This window comes from Lentzea sp. CA-135723 (genome assembly GCF_050936595.1).
Classification (GTDB): domain Bacteria; phylum Actinomycetota; class Actinomycetes; order Mycobacteriales; family Pseudonocardiaceae; genus Lentzea.
In genome coordinates this window covers 501,117-516,100 of record NZ_JBNJMK010000002.1, presented here as the reverse complement: position 1 = coordinate 516,100, position 14,984 = coordinate 501,117, and the positions used below count along the sequence as shown (strand labels likewise).

The window sequence follows — 14,984 nt, the reverse complement described above, 5'->3', positions numbered from 1 at the left end:
CGCGCCTGTGCCGGACCTGTGTGCGCCGTAGGCCTGAGCTGTGGGGATCGCTCACAGCTGGTACACAGGATCCGCGTTCACGATAGGAGCCATGCGCGCGATGAAGACCGAACTCCGCAGGCCGGACGGAACGCCGGTCCGGGTGCTCGTCGTCGACGACGAGTCCACCCTGGCCGAGTTGATGTCGATGGCGCTGCGCATGGAGAAGTGGGACGTGCGCACGGCACTCGACGGCACCACGGCCGTGAAGACCGCACGGGAGTTCCGCCCGGACGTGGTGGTGCTCGACGTGATGCTGCCCGACTTCGACGGCTTCGAGGTGCTGCGCAAGATGCGCGCGGAGGCCCCGATCCTGCCGGTGCTGTTCCTGACCGCGAAGGACGCCGTGGAGGACCGCATCGCCGGTCTCACCGCGGGTGGCGACGACTACGTCACCAAGCCGTTCTCCCTCGAAGAGGTCGTGCTGCGGTTGCGCGCACTGCTGCGGCGCACCGGCGTGACCGACGCGGACGCGGGCACCCGGCTGATCGTCGGCGACCTGTCCCTGAACGAGGAGACCCGCGAGGTCGAACGCGCGGGCGCGTCGATCGACCTGACCGCGACGGAGTTCGAGCTGCTGCGCTACCTCATGCGCAACCCGAAGCGCGTGCTGAGCAAGGCGCAGATCCTCGACCGAGTGTGGAGCTACGACTTCGGCGGCCAGGCGAACATCGTCGAGCTCTACATCTCGTACCTGCGCAAGAAGATCGACGCCGGGCGCACCCCGATGATCCACACGATGCGAGGCGCCGGTTATGTCCTCAAGCCTGCGACCTAGAACCCTGCGGGCCCAGCTCGTCTCCGGTCAGATCGTCCTGCTCACCGCGCTGAGCCTGGTGATCGGTGGAGTCGCGGTGCTCGCGCTGCACGCGTTCCTGATCGACAACCTCGACCACGAGGTCACGACGTTCCGCCCGCCGCCGCCCGGCCAGCTCTACGGGCCGCCCGGCATCAACGCGCGGATCCTCTCCGACGGCAGCATCCGCGGCTTCATCGAGACGCCGGGCTCGGGGGCGCCGCGGTCGCTCACCGTCGACGAGATCAAGATCCTCGCGGCCGCGCCGTCGACCCCGCACACGGTCGACCTGGGCGAGGCGGGCGAGTTCCGCGTCGTCACCACGCAGCGCGAGATCAAGGGCCTGTCGATGCAGCCCGTCAACGACATCGTCTGGCAAATGGTCTGGATCCTCGCCGCGCTGATAGCCGCGGGTGCGGCGGTGGTGGCGTTGGCGGGCCGGGTGATCGTGCGGCGCGCGCTGGTGCCGTTGGACCGGGTCGCCGAGACCGCCACGCGCGTCTCCGAACTGCCGCTGCACGAGGGCGAGGTCGCGCTCGCCGAACGCGTGCCCGAGGAGGACACCGACCCGGCCACCGAGGTCGGCAAGGTCGGCCTGGCGCTGAACAAGATGCTCGGCCACGTCGACGAGGCCCTGAAAGCCCGGCACGACAGCGAGACGCGGGTCCGGCAGTTCGTCGCGGACGCCTCGCACGAGCTGCGCACACCCCTCGCGGCCATCCGCGGGTACGCCGAGCTGACCCGCCGCACCGGCGAGGACCTGCCTCCCGAGGTCACGCACGCGATGGGCCGGGTGGAGTCCGAGGCCGTGCGGATGACGTCGCTGGTCGAGGACCTGCTGCTGCTCGCCCGCCTCGACGCCGGCAGGCCGTTGGAGAGCAAGGACGTCGACCTGTCCCGGCTGGTGCTGGACGTCGTGGGCGACGCGCGCATCGCGGGCCCGGACCACAGCTGGAAGCTCGCGCTGCCGGACGAGCCCGTGACGGTTCCCGGTGACGTGCAACGACTGCACCAGGTCATCGGCAACCTGCTGTCCAACGCCCGCGCGCACACCCCACCGGGCACGACCGTGACCACCGGCCTGTCCGTCCACAACGGACGCGTCGACCTGAGCGTGACCGACGACGGCCCCGGCATCCCGGCGGGCCTGGAGGTCTTCGAACGGTTCGCGCGCGGCGACTCCTCGCGGTCGCGGGCGGCGGGCAGCACCGGGCTGGGGCTGTCGATCGTGGCCGCCGTCGTCGGCGCGCACGACGGCGAGGTGTCCGTGGCGAGCCGTCCGGGAGCGACCACGTTCACGGTCTCGCTGCACACAGCTCGTTCACAGCGGGAGCACACGACCGACCCAGCGTAGGCCGCGACGCTCGTCGCCATGAGACGAGAACGCCTGGCGCTGGCGGTCCTGCTGATCGCGACCGGCGCGCTGTACCTGTGGCGGCTGGGGGACTCGGGCTGGGCCAACGCCTACTACTCGGCCGCCGCGCAGGCCGGTGCGACGAGCTGGAAGGCGTGGTTCTTCGGTTCCTCCGACGCCTCGAACGCGATCACCGTCGACAAGACGCCCGCCTCGCTGTGGGTGATGGGCCTGTCCGCGCGGCTGTTCGGCGTCAACGCGTGGAGCATCCTGGTGCCGCAGGCGTTGATGGGCGTCGGCAGCGTGTGGCTGTTGTACGCGACGGTGCGCCGCTGGTTCTCCCCCGCCGCCGCGCTGATCTCCGGCGCCGTGCTCGCGCTGACACCGGTCGCCGTGCTGATGTTCCGCTTCAACAACCCCGACGCGCTGCTGGTCCTGCTGATGATCGCGGGCGCCCACTGCGTGACCCGCGCGGCCGAGAAGGCCAGTCCGCTGTGGCTCGCTCTCGCCGGGGTCGCGGTCGGGTTCGGCTTCCTCACCAAGATGCTGCAGGCCTTTCTGGTGCTGCCCGCGTTCGCGTTGGCGTACCTGATCGCCGCACCGACGACCACCGGCAAGAAGGTCCTGCACCTCACCGGAGCGTTCGGCGCCATGATCGTCGCGGGCGGCTGGTGGATCGTCGCCGTGGAGCTCACGCCCGATCGCCCGTACATCGGTGGCTCGCAGACGAACAGCGTGCTCGAACTGACGTTGGGCTACAACGGTTTTGGCCGCCTCACCGGGGACGAGGTCGGCAGCGTCGGCGGCGGTCGCGGCTGGGGCTCCGCCGGCTGGAGCCGCCTGCTGAACGCGGAGATGGGCAGTCAGATCGCGTGGCTGCTGCCCGCCGCCGTGGTGCTGCTGGTCGCCGGGCTGTGGCTGTCCCGGGGCCGGGCCCGCACCGCACTCGCGCTGTGGGGCGGCTGGCTCGTCGTCACCGCCGGGGTCTTCAGCTACATGAACGGCATCATCCACTCCTACTACACCGTCGCGCTCGCCCCGGCGATCGCCGCGATCATCGGCATCGGCGCCGCCGAGCTCTGGGACCGCCGCCACGAACCCGTCGCCGCGGCGGTGCTCTCCGGCTCGGTCGCCCTGTCCGCGCTCCAGTGCTACGTCCTGATCAACGGCTTCTCCACACCGGTCGCGCTGCTCGTGCTCATGACCGGCCTGATCGCCGCCGTCGGCCTGGTGCTGTCGTTGCGCTGGGCCATCCCGGTCGCGCTCATCGCCGCGTTGCTCGGCCCCACCACCTACTCCTTCGCCACCGTCACCACCCCGCACACCGGCGCGTTGCCGGTCGCGGGCCCGTCGAACGGCCGGATGGGCGGCACGGGCGGCGGGCTCCTCGACCACCACCCCCGACGCCGAGGTCACCGCCCTCTTGCAGGACAACGCAAGTAGCTACAAGTGGGTCGCCGCCACCATCGGCTCCAACAACGCGGCGGGCCTCCAGCTCGCCAGCGGGCAACCGGTCATGGCGCTCGGCGGCTTCAACGGCACCGATCCCGCGCCCACCCTCGCCGAGTTCCAGGAGATGGTCCGAAGTGGACAGATCCACTACTACGTCGCCGCCGGCCGGATGATGCAGGGCGAGACCGGCAGCGACGACGCCCACCGCATCGCCGAGTGGGTCGCCCAGAACCACACCGCGACCACCGTCGCCGGTGCCACCCTCTACGACCTGGACGCGTCATGACCGCCACCCTCGCCCCCGCGCCCGCCGCGGCACCGCCCACTCCGAAGCGTGACCCGAAACCGTTGCACCGCCTGGCCTTCCTGGCGCTGCTCGCCGGCACGGCCGTGCTGTACCTGTGGAACCTCACCGCGTCCGGCTACGGCAACGAGTTCTACGCGGCCGCCACGCAGGCGGCGTCGCAGAGCTGGAAGGCGCTGCTGTTCGGCTCGCTCGACCCGGGCAACACGATCACCGTCGACAAGCCGCCCGCGTTCCTGTGGGTGAGCGGGGTGTTCGCGAAGGCGTTCGGCTTCTCCAGCTGGACCGTGCTGGCCCCGCAGGCGTTCGAGGGCATCGCGGCCGTCGGACTCCTCTACGCGACGGTGAAACGCACCTCAGGCCCGTGGGCGGCCCTGTTCGCGGGAGCCGCCTTCGCGCTCACCCCGGTGGCGGCGCTGATGTTCCGGTTCAACCTGCCGGACGCCCTGCTGGTGCTGCTGATGGTCGCTGCCGCCTACTGCACGGTCCGCGCGTTCGACAAGGCGAGCCCGCTGTGGCTGGCGCTGGCCGGCTCGGCGATCGGGTTCGCGTTCCTCACCAAGATGTTGCAGGCGTTCCTGGTGCTGCCCGCCCTCGCGCTGGCCTACCTGATCGCCGCACCGGCGTCGGTCTGGAAACGCCTGCTGCACCTGCTCGGCGCCGGTGTCGCGGTGGTCGTCTCGGCAGGCTGGTTCATCGCGCTGGTCGACCTCTGGCCCGCGGACAGCCGGCCGTACATCGGCGGCTCGACCAACAACTCGTTGTGGGAGCTGGCGATCGGCTACAACGGCCTCGGCCGCATCTTCGGCGAGTCCGGTCCCGGTGGCGGCGGTATGGGCGGCAACGGCAACATCGGCTTCGGCGGTTCGACGGGCATCGGCCGGTTGTTCGGCGCCAGCATGGGCCCGGAGATCTCCTGGCTGCTGCCCGCCGCGCTGATCGGCCTGGCCGCAGGGCTGTGGTTCCTGCGCAGGGCCCCGCGCACCGACCGCACGCGTGCGGCGCTGGTGCTGTGGGGTGGATGGCTGCTCGTGAGCGGCGCGGTGTTCAGCTTCATGAGCGGCATCACCCACCCCTACTACACGGTGGCGCTGGCTCCCGCGATCGCCGCCGTCGTCGGGATCACCGGCCGCGAGCTGTGGCGCGGCAGGGCGCACTTCCCGGTGCGGATGGCGTTGACGGCGATGGTCGCGGCGACCGGCGTGTGGGGCTACATCCTGCTGGACCGCACCCCGGACTGGGCGCCGTGGCTGCGCTGGCTCCTGCTGGCCGTGACCGCGATCGCCGTGCTGGCACTGGTGTTCGGCCTCGACCGCCGCCGGCTGGCCGCGGTGCTGGTCGTGGCCGCGTTGCTCGGCACGTCCGGGTACGCGTTCGCCACGGCCGCGACGACGCACAGCGGCTCGATCCCGTTGTCCGGCCCGCGTTCCCAGCAGGGCGGCGGTATGCGGGAGGGCACGTCGTCCACGGAGGTGGTGCAGCTGCTCAAGTCCACGGACACCGAGTGGGCGGCGGCCACGACCGGAGCCCAGAGCGCGGCGGGACTCCAGCTGGCGTCGGGCCGTCCGGTGATCGCGATCGGCGGCTGGAACGGCAGCGACCCCGCGCCGACGCTCGACGAGTTCAAGCAGCTCGTCACCGACGGGAAGGTGCGCTACTACGTCGAGGGCGGCCGGGGCGGCGGTCCCGGTGGCGGCAACGAGATCGGCGAGTGGGTGGCGGCGAACTTCACCGCCACCACGGTCGGCGGCCAGACGCTCTACGACCTGCGAGGCTGAGCTCAGGCAGTCGTTGACCTGCAAGGCCTACCGTCAGAGACGGCCGGTGTCGGCGGGGAGAACCTCCCCCGGCACCGGCCCCGCGCCTGCCTGGAACACCGTGCCCGCCGGAAACACCGTGCCGGCGGGGAACACCGTGCCCGCCGGGAAGACCTCGGCCGGTTCCTGATCAGCCCACAGCAACGGCATCAGGTCGGCACCGCGCTTGAACAACCACGGCACGCCCTTGAGCACCAGCCACGCCATGTGGTGCCACACCGTCAGTTCCCGCCCGCCCGAGCACTCCAGGCTGACCTCGCCGAACTGGTGCCCGACCGCCCGCAGCTCCGCCGCGAACGCCCGCGCCAGCATCCGGTGCCCGCGCTCGGACGGGTGCAGCCGGTCGACCGCCCACGTGTCCAGCTCGTACGCGCCGGGCATGGTGTGCAGGTCGACGCAGCGAACCCCGTGCCGTGCCACGACGACGTCGACCACGCGGTTGTACTCGTCGATCCGGTCCTTCAGCACCCGCCGCAACCGGCCGGGCAGCTTGAACACGCGGCCCTGGTCGTGGAACCGCACGGTGACCACCGAGACCCCGGCGGCGGTCAGCTCGCGGCACACGTGGTCGAGGTCCTCGTGCATCTGCCGCACGGAGAAGTCGGACCGGAGCGTGTCGTTGACGCCGGCGATCACGACGGCGGCGGTTGGCCTGTCCCGCAACGCCTGTGGCAGCTGGGTGCGTCTGACGTCCGCCAGCCGGGCGCCGGAGGCCGCGTAGTTGCGATAGCCGTTGTCCGAGTACGCGGACGAGAGGATCGGGCCGAAACCGCGCCAGCCGCCGGGCACGAGGTCGCCGATCCCGACCGCTGTCGAGTCACCGAGTAACACCAGCACGCGAAACAGCATCAGCTGGCCCGGTGATCTCGGAATGACCGTGCGGGAACGGTTCAGCGAAATGCTGGGTAAAGCGGGAGTTCGAGCACCTCAGGGCCGTAGCGGTCGGCCAGTGCGCCGATCACCGCGTCGGCGTGCGACGCGACCGTCTTCTCGCCGAGGATCAACGCGTCCGACCGCAACCTCATCCAGCGGCCGGTGAGCACGACGCTGCGCGGCGGCGCGCCGGCGTCGGGAACGGGCATCGGCTTGGACAGCGCCCGCCACGTCGCGAGCCACACCCACAGCAGCTGGGCCTCCAGCAGCCGCGGTAAGAGCACCGCGTCGTCGTCCATCTCGGGCCACACCGACCCGACCTCGGCCCGCCAGGCGGCGACCATGGCCTCCGACATGCCGGGCGGCAGCCCCCACCCGCACCAGCAGGACGGGAACGGCACCCGCAGCGCGGCGGCGTCGAACACGATGTCGCGGACGCAGCCGCCCTCGAAGTCGACGAACCGCACCCCGCGCGAGGTGACCAGGTGGTTGTCCGGGCACGAGGTCGACGGGCTGAACGCGCGCCGCCGCGACGTGCTGAACGCCCGCGCCGCACCGGCGGCGAACTCGACGGCCTGCGTGGACGTGGCGACCCCGAGCGTTTCCTCCAGCAGCCCCGGTAACCCGGCGATGGCCGCGTGCACGTCGACCGCGATCGGGTCCTGGCAGCACTGCGCGCCGGCCCGCCGCATCAACGCGTCGAAGTCCGCGTCCCTGCCCGCCGTCGTGGCGTGCAGCCTGCCCATCGCGTGTGCCCAGGACAGCAGCCCGCGTTCGGCGGCCCGCGCGTCCTTGGCGTGCAGCTTCTCGGACAGCCGTGGTGCCCGGCCCAGGTCCTCCAGCACGACCAGGCGTGAACCCGCGTCGTGGGCGAAGAGTTCGGGGGTGGCGCGTTCCTCCGCGGGCAGCGCTGTCAGCAGCTGGTGGCTGACGGCCTCGTGCGCCCACGGGTCGCGGTCGCCGCTCGCCTCCGGATACCGCTTCACGACGAGCGTGCGCGGCATGGAGAACGGCGACGAGGCCACTCTCACGCGGATCACGACGGAACGACCGGTACCCCCGAGAGCCTCGGGGTCCGCGAGGCGCACCTGTGCGCCCAGTCGCCTGGTCAGTACCCGCTCAGCCGCCCCGACAGCGTCCGTGATCTCTGGTGAAGTCGTGTCGGGAGGGCCCGCGGTGATCTCCACGCTCATCCCCTCCGACCCTACTCCCCAAGTCCGTGAGCCGGACCGACGCTAATCCGGCCAGGCTGCGACTACCACCACTCGTTGATAACGGCTCGCGCTGTTCCCGGATCCCCCTCCGACGTGTGGACGTGTGGAAACACCTTCCGTTGCCCACTACGCGCCGATCAAGCCGAACGATCGGGGCGCACACGTCAATACCGATCAAGTAGCTGCTCGATCGGGCGAACCGGTCTCATGTTCTGGGACGCGGGGAGACACCTCGGAGGTTGCCTCACCGCGTGGAAAAGATCGTCAAGCCTTCCCGGCGGCCCGATCCGCGCCCGTTTTCCGGGCTTCGGGCGCCAGGTGTGCGGCCCGCCGGCGCACGCTCCGGGTGCTGCCGGGCCCGCCACGGTGGGGTCGGGCGGAACCGCGCCCCCACCGCACCCAGGTGTGGGTGGCCCGGCGACCGGGCCACCCACCTCAACGTCGTCAGGCCTTCTCGGCGGCCTTCGGCTCGCCCTTGTCCTGCGGCTTCGCGTCCACACCGGCCTCCTTGCGCTGCAGCGCCGTGATGGGCGCCGGAGCGGCCGTCAGCGGGTCGTAGCCGCCGCCCGACTTCGGGAACGCGATGACCTCGCGGATCGAGTCAGCGCCCGCGAGCAGCATGCAGAGGCGGTCCCAGCCGAGCGCGATGCCGCCGTGGGGCGGGGCGCCGTACTTGAAGGCGTCGAGCAGGAAGCCGAACTTCTCCTGCGCCTCCTCGGCACCGATGCCCATGACGTTGAACGCGCGCTGCTGCACGTCCGCGCGGTGGATACGAATCGAGCCACCGCCGAGCTCGTTGCCGTTGAGGATCACGTCGTAGGCGTAGGCCAGCGCGTTGCCAGGGTCGGACTCGAAGTTGTCGACCCACTCCGGGGTCGGCGAGGTGAACGCGTGGTGCAGCGCCGTCCAGTTGCCGCCGCCGACCGCGACGTCACCGGCCTCGAGCTTGTCGACCGCCTCGAACATCGGGAAGTCGACGACCCAGCCGAACGCCCAGGCGTTCTCGTCGATCAGGCCGACGCGGTGCGCGATCTCGACGCGCGCGGCGCCGAGCAGGGCGCGCGCGTCCCTCGGGTCGCCCGCGCCGAAGAAGATGCAGTCGCCGGGGTTGGCGCCGGTGGCCTTCGCGAGGCCGTCGCGCTCGGTGTCGGTCAGGTTCTTCGCGACCGGGCCGCCGAGCGTGCCGTCCTCACCGACGAGCACGTACGCGAGGCCCTTGTGGCCGCGCTGCTTCGCGAACTCCTGCCACGCGTCGAGCGTGCGGCGCGGCTGCGAGGCACCGCCGGGCATGACGACGGCACCGACGTACGGCGCCTGGAACACGCGGAACGTCGTGTCCTTGAAGTACTCGGTGAGCTCGGTCAGCTCGAGCTCGAAGCGCAGGTCCGGCTTGTCCGAGCCGTACTTGGCCATCGCGTCGGCGTAGGAGATCCGGCGGAACGGCAGCTGGAGGTCGACGCCCTTGGTCTCCTTCCAGATCGCGGCGAGCAGCTTCTCGGTCAGGGCGATCACGTCGTCCTGCTCGACGAAGCTCATCTCGACGTCGAGCTGGGTGAACTCCGGCTGGCGGTCGGCGCGGAAGTCCTCGTCGCGGTAGCAGCGCGCGATCTGGTAGTAGCGCTCCAGGCCACCGACCATGAGCAGCTGCTTGAACAGCTGCGGCGACTGCGGCAGCGCGTACCAGGAACCGGGACGCAGCCGGGCGGGCACCAGGAAGTCGCGCGCGCCCTCCGGCGTCGACCGGGTCAGGGTCGGCGTCTCGATCTCGACGAACTTCTCGCCGTGCAGCACCTCGCGGGCGATGCGGCTGACCTCGCTGCGCAGCCGGATGGCCTTGGCGGGCGCGGCGCGGCGCAGGTCGAGGTAGCGGTGCTTGAGGCGCGCCTCCTCGCCCGGCTCGACCTCGCTCTCGACCTGGAACGGCAGCGGCGCGGCCTCGTTGAGGACCTCGAGGTCGCTCACGTAGACCTCGATGGCGCCGGTCGGCAGCTCGGGGTTCTCGCTGCCCTCTGGACGCTTGCTCACCTCGCCGGTGACCTTGACGACGTACTCGCTGCGCAGCCGGTGCGCGCGCTCCGCCATCTCGCCCTCGCGGAAGACGACCTGCGCGACACCGCTCGCGTCCCTCAGGTCGATGAAGATGACACCGCCGTGATCCCGCCGGCGGGCGACCCACCCGGTGAGGGTGACGGACTGCCCGGCGTGCTCGGCCCGGAGTGACCCGGCCTCGTGCGTGCGCAACACGGTGGTGGCTCCTTGTAGACGAAGTAAACCTTGTCGTCAAGGCTAGCCGGACCCACCGACAGAATTTCAAGCAGGGCTTTCTCGCTGCGCGGATGATCTCCGTTGGCTACCGTCGCGCAGCATGCGGATCGCGTTCGCCCTGGTGGGCATGCTGGTGATGACCGTGGTCGCCGTGGGCGTGCTGTTCGTCGGCGTCCTCGGCTTCACCCCGGTCACCACGTGCTCGGGCGCCTGCCAGGCACCGCTGATGATCACCCTGGCCGGCACGGTGGTGGTCGGCCTGTCCGCGACGTTCGCGACCTGGTTCCGCGCGGTCCGCGAACCCCGCGCCGCCGTGCCGTGGCTGGGCGCGGCCCTGATCATCGTGCTCTACCTGGTGTCACTCCAGATCGCGGCGAACGTCCTCTAGCCGCTCCTCGACCCACCGCACGTGGGCGCGCACCTGGTCGGGGCTCATCTCGAACGACCGCGCCTCCCGGAACAGCTCCGCCCGTCCGGCCAGCCCTCGCTCGATCACCCCGGGGTCCGGGCGGACCGCGGCGGAGACCAGCATCCGGGCCTCCGGCTCGTCGTCCCCGACCTCCAGCGCCCGCAACCACTCGACCGCGGCGCGATCACCCGTCATCGCGAGCTCGACGGCGGTGTCCACCACGCACAGCCTGGTCGCCGGATCGGTCTCGGCGTGCCACAGGCGCGTCAGCGCGGGCAGCACCAGCGCGCTGTCCCCGCGTCCCTGCCCCAGCACGAACAGCACCGACTGCCGCACACCCGCGGAGTCGTCGTCCAGCAGCGCCACCATCGCGGGTTTCGCCGCTTCCCAGGCAGGCCGCCAGTTCCGGTGCACCCACGGCTCCGCACCGCGCGAGCCGACCTCGGCCGTGTTGGCGTAGATCTCGTCCAGCGGGTGCTCCCGCCGCGGCGTGTCCCGCGAGGCGACGAGCTCCAGCACGAGCGGCAACGCCACTCCCGCGGCCTCGCCCACCTCGAACTCGTTGGTGCGCAGCAGCGCCAGCAGCTCGCCCTGCGCCTTCTTCGACGTGCGTGCCGCCCGCACCAGCGCGGCCAGTCCCCCGATCACGGCCGCAGCCGATCCAGCGCCGGCTGCGCCTTCGCCCACGCCGCGGCCCACCCGGCGTCGACCTGCTCGGCGTCGCCCCACGCGGCGATCCTGTCCAGCAGGTCCAGCAGCCGCGTCCGAGGTTCCAGCGCCAGCGACGGCAGCACCTCCACCAGGAACGGCAGCACGGCCGTGGCGGCACCGCACACGAACCCGCCCTCCTCGTGGATGGTCCGGTCCAGGTCGGTGATCGCCCGCGCCACCACCTCGGGATCGTCCGACCGCAGCGCCCGGACGTGCCCCGGCGTGTCCAGCGCGGGCCCGTAGGCGTGGTCGATCGCGTGCCACGGCACGTCGTCCAGGTTCATCCCAGCTCCAGCAGCACCGAGGTGGCGAGCGCCGAGACCTTCTGCCCCAGCGACGTCACGCCGTGGTCGTGCACCCGCTCGGCGACCAGGTCGCGGTGCTCGCGGGCCATCGCCACGCCGACCAGCCACACCGCGAACGCGCGCAGCCGGACGTCCGGGTCGGCGATCCACACCGGCACGTACGGCACGACCAGGCCCACGTCGGTGGTGTCGCGTTCGAAGAGGCGGCGCAGGTAGTCGAGCGCCTCGGTGCGCCACGGCAGCACGTCCACCAGCGACAGGACCAGGTCGATGCCGTCGAAGTCCTTGGGGCCCACCAGCCAGAGGACGTGCTCCAGTACCTCGTCGTAGCCCATCTCGAACGACCCGGTGGCGAGGAACAGCTCCAGGTCGCCGGTCAGCGCCCGCAGGATCACGTCGGCGTCGGGCCGGGTCGCCGCCGACACGAGCATCCGCACCAGCGGTTCGGCGTCGGTCACCGGCAGGTCCCGCAGCCACGTCACCGCCGCCTCGTCGCCGCGGCCGGCGAACTCCGTGGCCACGATCACGACGCACAGCCGGGTGGCCGGGTCGAACTCCTCGTCCCACCGCGCCGACAACGCGGGCAGCACGGGCGCGCTGTCGCCGAGCCCCTTGCCCAGCACGAACAACGTGCCCCGGCGCACCGCCGCCGAGCTGTGGCCGAGCAGCGCGAGCAACGCCGGTTTCGACGCCTCCCAGGCGGGCGGCCAACTCGGGTGCACGCCCGCGCCGCCAGAACCCCCGGCGACCGCGATCGCGCCGCACAGGTTCTCCAGCAGCCACTCCCTGCTGGGCGTGTTGTCGTGCGCGACCAGGTCCAGCAGGAACGGCCACGCCGCCGCGGTCGCCTCGCTGACCTCCGACGGGTCACCGGTCAGGTGCCGCACCAGCTCCTCGTGCGGCTCGACGGAGGTCCGCGCCTGCCTCAGCAGCCTGGGAAGCTCGTCGGCGTACCCGTCATGACTGCGCAACCGGTACCAGTCGATCTTCTTCAGGCCGTCCACCATGGACCCCAGAATAGGAAAAGGCCGCGACCCTGACGGTCGCGGCCTTCTCTAGAGAGTGCTAGTTCACGCGGTCGGCGCGAGGTACAGCAGGCGGTTCGGCGAGCCCGAACCCGGGTTCGTCACCTTCGACGGCGTCGACTGCGCGACCAGGTACGAGGCGACCTGGGCCGGGGTGGCCGAGGCGTTCGTCGAGAGGTAGCGCGCGGCGGCACCCGCGACGTGCGGGGTGGCCATCGACGTGCCCGAGATGGTGCTCGTGGCGGTGTCGGAGGTGTTCCAGGACGACGTGATGTCGCGGCCCGGGGCGAAGATGTCGAGCACCGCGCCGTAGTTCGAGAACGACGAGCGGGCGTCGTTGCGGTCGGTGGAGCCGACCGTGATCGCCTCGGTCACGCGGGCCGGCGAGAAGCCGGACGCGTTGGCGTTGCTGTTGCCCGCCGCCACGGCGAACGTGACGCCCTTGGCGATGGCGTTGCGCACGGCCGTGTCGAGGGTGGCGTTGGCGCCGCCGCCGAGGGACAGGTTCGCGACGGCCGGCTTGACCGCGTTGGCACCCACCCAGTCGATGCCGGCCGCGACGCCCGCGAGGGTGCCGGAGCCGTTGTTGTCGAGCACGCGCACGGCGACGATCTTCGCGGACTTCGCGACGCCGTACTGCGAACCGGCGATGGTGCCGGCGACGTGCGTGCCGTGGCCGTTGCCGTCCTGCGCGACGTTGTCGTTGTCCACGAAGTCACGGCCGTTCGAGGCGCGGCCCCCGAACGTCGAGTGGCTGATGCGGACACCGGTGTCGATGACGTACGCGGTCACGCCCGCGCCCGTCGAGGTGTAGCTGTACTTGGCGTCGAGCGGCAGGTTGCGCTGGTCGATGCGGTCGAGACCCCACGACGGCGGGTTCGTCTGCGTGGCCTGCGTGTGCACGACCTGGTCGGCCTCGACGAAGTCCACCGACGGGTCGGCGGCGAGCCTCTTGGCCTGCTTCTCGGACAGCTTCACGTTGAGGCCGCCGAAGGTCTTGTACTCGCGCTCGACCGAGCCGCCGAAACGGGAAGCGAGGGCGTGCCCGTTCGTCTTGCCCTCCTTCAGCTTCACGATGAAGGAGCCGGCGATCTTCTCGGGGTGGTCGAGCGACAGCACCTCGCCCTCGGCGGCGGAGGCGCTGGGAACCATCAGAACCGACAGGGCGAGAGTCGCCGCGCCGGCACCGGCCAGGAACCGGATCTTTCGCGTCATGATTGCAATCCGTTCTTTGCAGGGGAACGAAGCGCTTTCGACGTTATGGAGAGATCCGGTTCCTGCCAAGGGTGTCTTAGTGTTTAAGACGGGCTTGCATTGCCGGACAATTCACCTTTCACAGGGATGGCGGCCAGTAGAGGATACGGTTGACGGGTGGCGTGCCCGGGGTGGCCGTGGTAACCAGCGCGCGTTCCACCTGCGCGGGCGTGGCCGCGCGGTTCCTCTCCAGGTACCGAGCCGCGACACCGGCCGCATGTGGTGCGGCCATTGAGGTTCCGCTCAGCGTCGCGGTCGCCGTGTCGGAGGTGTTCCAGGCGGAGGGAATGTTGACGCCCGGCGCGTAGAGGTCCACCAGCGGTCCGTAGTTGGACGAAGGTGCCTTGGTGTCGTTCTGCGTCAACGCTCCCACGCAGATCGCGGCCGAAACCCGTTGCGGCGACGAGTTCACGGGGTCGGTGTTGCTGCCGCCGGCCGCGAGCGTGTACGAGACACCCGAGTCGATCGACTTCTTCACCGCGGTGTCGAGCGCCGCGGATGCGCTGCCGCCCAACGACATGTTGGCGACCGCGGGTTTGACGGCGTTGCGCGTCACCCAGTCCACGCCGGCGATGACACCGGCGATCGTGCCGGACCCCGAGCCGTTCAGCACGCGCACGCCCCACACGGTGGCCTGCTTGGCGACGCCGTACTTCGCACCGGCGGCGATGCCCGCGACGTGGGTGCCGTGGCCGTTGTCGTCCTGCGCGACCGCGTCGTTGTCGACGGTGTCCCAGCCGTCGCGCGCCCGGCCGCCGAAGTCCGCGTGCGTCACGCGCAACCCGGTGTCGATCACGTAGATGTTCACGCCACGCCCGGTGGTCGTGTACTCGTAGCGCTGGTTCAGCGGCAACGCGCGCTGGTCGATCCGGTCGAGCCCCCACGGCGGGTCGAGCTGGACGCCCAGAGCGTGCACGATCCCGTCACGCTCCACAGAGGACACGTTCGGGTCCGCCTTCAGCGACCGCAGCTGCGCCGAGGTCAGCCGGGCGCTGAAACCGTTGAAGACACTCGAATAGCGGTGTTCGACGGCACCGCTGAACGACGAGACGGCGCCGTCCTTGAGCACCACGATGTACGACGAAGTGGCCGCGGACGCCGGGGCGACGACGACCGCTGCCGCGAGCGCGGCGACTGCCAGCAGGGCTCTCACGGGCAGGATTCCT

The 14,984-nt window shown here is 71.1% G+C and carries 12 protein-coding genes and 1 pseudogene; 5 read left to right on the top strand and 8 right to left on the bottom strand.

All coding sequences use genetic code 11. The features are described from left to right. Window positions 1-91 precede the first annotated feature (91 nt). The 4 genes and pseudogenes from ACQEU1_RS38445 (at window position 92) to ACQEU1_RS38430 (ending at window position 5,723) form a co-directional block, all read left to right on the top strand. A complete protein-coding gene (locus ACQEU1_RS38445) occupies window positions 92-817 on the top strand; it encodes a response regulator transcription factor (RefSeq protein WP_433213443.1) in 726 nt (241 codons plus the stop codon). Continuing rightward, window positions 795-2,189, top strand: a complete 1,395-nt coding sequence (locus ACQEU1_RS38440) for a sensor histidine kinase (RefSeq protein ID WP_433213440.1) — start codon at window positions 795-797, stop codon at window positions 2,187-2,189. Before ACQEU1_RS38445 ends, ACQEU1_RS38440 begins: the two co-directional genes overlap by 23 nt. Window positions 2,190-2,207: 18 nt before the next feature. Further along, window positions 2,208-3,927, top strand: a pseudogene (locus ACQEU1_RS38435) (ArnT family glycosyltransferase). Continuing rightward, window positions 3,924-5,723 carry an ArnT family glycosyltransferase gene (locus ACQEU1_RS38430; RefSeq protein ID WP_433213437.1) on the top strand — a complete coding sequence of 600 codons (1,800 nt, stop codon included), beginning with the start codon at window positions 3,924-3,926 and terminating at the stop codon, window positions 5,721-5,723. Before ACQEU1_RS38435 ends, ACQEU1_RS38430 begins: the two are co-directional and overlap by 4 nt. Window positions 5,724-5,756: 33 nt before the next feature. On the opposite strand, the gene ACQEU1_RS38425 is transcribed toward ACQEU1_RS38430, so the two are convergent. The 3 genes from ACQEU1_RS38425 to aspS form a co-directional block, all read right to left on the bottom strand. After that, window positions 5,757-6,599, bottom strand: a complete 843-nt coding sequence (locus ACQEU1_RS38425; protein ID WP_433213434.1) for an SGNH/GDSL hydrolase family protein — start codon at window positions 6,597-6,599, stop codon at window positions 5,757-5,759. A gap of 53 nt (window positions 6,600-6,652) precedes the next feature. Beyond that, window positions 6,653-7,828: a hypothetical protein gene (locus ACQEU1_RS38420; protein WP_433213431.1), complete on the bottom strand. Its 1,176-nt coding sequence runs from the start codon at window positions 7,826-7,828 to the stop codon at window positions 6,653-6,655. A gap of 465 nt (window positions 7,829-8,293) precedes the next feature. Beyond that, window positions 8,294-10,093, bottom strand: a complete 1,800-nt coding sequence (aspS, locus tag ACQEU1_RS38415; RefSeq protein WP_433213428.1) for an aspartate--tRNA ligase — start codon at window positions 10,091-10,093, stop codon at window positions 8,294-8,296. A gap of 121 nt (window positions 10,094-10,214) precedes the next feature. On the opposite strand from aspS, the gene ACQEU1_RS38410 reads away from it, so the two are divergent. After that, window positions 10,215-10,502, top strand: a complete 288-nt coding sequence (locus tag ACQEU1_RS38410) for a hypothetical protein (RefSeq protein ID WP_433213425.1) — start codon at window positions 10,215-10,217, stop codon at window positions 10,500-10,502. Here ACQEU1_RS38410 and ACQEU1_RS38405 read toward each other — a convergent pair. The 5 genes from ACQEU1_RS38405 to ACQEU1_RS38385 all read right to left on the bottom strand — a co-directional run bounded on the left by ACQEU1_RS38405 (window position 10,473) and on the right by ACQEU1_RS38385 (window position 14,971). Further along, the gene (locus ACQEU1_RS38405) at window positions 10,473-11,171 is read right to left on the bottom strand and encodes a hypothetical protein (RefSeq protein WP_433213422.1); all 699 of its coding nucleotides are present in this window, start codon (window positions 11,169-11,171) and stop codon (window positions 10,473-10,475) included. The two genes, ACQEU1_RS38410 and ACQEU1_RS38405, sit on opposite strands and share 30 nt — an antisense overlap. Continuing rightward, window positions 11,168-11,518: a hypothetical protein gene (locus ACQEU1_RS38400; protein ID WP_433213419.1), complete on the bottom strand. Its 351-nt coding sequence runs from the start codon at window positions 11,516-11,518 to the stop codon at window positions 11,168-11,170. Before ACQEU1_RS38400 ends, ACQEU1_RS38405 begins: the two co-directional genes overlap by 4 nt. Continuing rightward, window positions 11,515-12,546, bottom strand: coding sequence for a hypothetical protein (locus ACQEU1_RS38395; RefSeq protein WP_433213416.1), 1,032 nt, complete (start codon window positions 12,544-12,546; stop codon window positions 11,515-11,517). The genes ACQEU1_RS38400 and ACQEU1_RS38395 overlap by 4 nt, the downstream gene beginning before the upstream one ends. A gap of 63 nt (window positions 12,547-12,609) precedes the next feature. Further along, window positions 12,610-13,779 (bottom strand): S8 family peptidase, encoded by a 1,170-nt coding sequence (locus ACQEU1_RS38390; protein ID WP_433213413.1) that lies wholly within the window; start codon window positions 13,777-13,779, stop codon window positions 12,610-12,612. Between the two features lie 118 nt (window positions 13,780-13,897). Further along, on the bottom strand, window positions 13,898-14,971 hold the full coding sequence (locus ACQEU1_RS38385) for a S8 family peptidase (protein WP_433213410.1): 1,074 nt from the start codon (window positions 14,969-14,971) through the stop codon (window positions 13,898-13,900). Between the last annotated feature and the right edge of the window lie 13 nt (window positions 14,972-14,984).